Genomic DNA, 732 nt, shown 5'->3' on the forward strand with positions numbered 1-732 from the left:
TCGTGTTCGGCGGCTTCTCCGCGAAGTCGCTGAACGAGCGGCTCGTCGACGTCGGCGCGACCGCGCTCGTCACGGCCGACGAGCAGGCACGCGGCGGCAAGACGCTGCCGCTGAAGAGCATCGCGGATGAAGCAATTGCGATGGGCGGCTGCGAGGCCGTGAAGAGCGTGATCGTCTATCGCCGCACCGGCGGCAAGATCGACTGGCACGCCGAGCGCGATCTGTGGATGCATGAACTGACGGCCGCCGAATCCGACCAGTGCGAGCCGGAATGGGTCGGCGCCGAGCATCCGCTGTTCATCCTGTATACGTCGGGTTCGACCGGCAAGCCGAAGGGCGTGCAGCACAGCACGGGCGGCTACCTGCTGTGGGCCGCGCAGACGATGAAGTGGACCTTCGACTGGAAGCCCGCCGACGTGTTCTGGTGCACGGCCGACATCGGCTGGGTCACCGGCCACACGTACATCACGTACGGCCCGCTCGCGTGCGGCGGCACGCAGGTCGTGTTCGAAGGCGTGCCGACCTACCCGGACGCAGGCCGCTTCTGGAAGATGATCGGCGACCACAAGGTCACCGTGTTCTACACCGCGCCGACCGCGATCCGCTCGCTGATCAAGGCGGCCGAAGCCGACGACAAGGTGCATCCGAAGAGCTACGACCTGTCGAGCCTGCGCATCATCGGCACGGTCGGCGAGCCGATCAATCCGGAAGCCTGGATGTGGTATCACAAGC

Annotated in this window: 1 protein-coding gene; it reads left to right on the forward strand. The window is 66.3% G+C overall.

The features are described from left to right. A partial coding sequence (locus QZM67_RS40020) for an AMP-binding protein (RefSeq protein WP_301811983.1) occupies positions 1-732 on the forward strand: 732 nt, incomplete at both ends.

It is taken from the genome of Burkholderia sp. AU45251, from assembly GCF_030482905.1.
Taxonomy (GTDB): domain Bacteria; phylum Pseudomonadota; class Gammaproteobacteria; order Burkholderiales; family Burkholderiaceae; genus Burkholderia; species Burkholderia aenigmatica.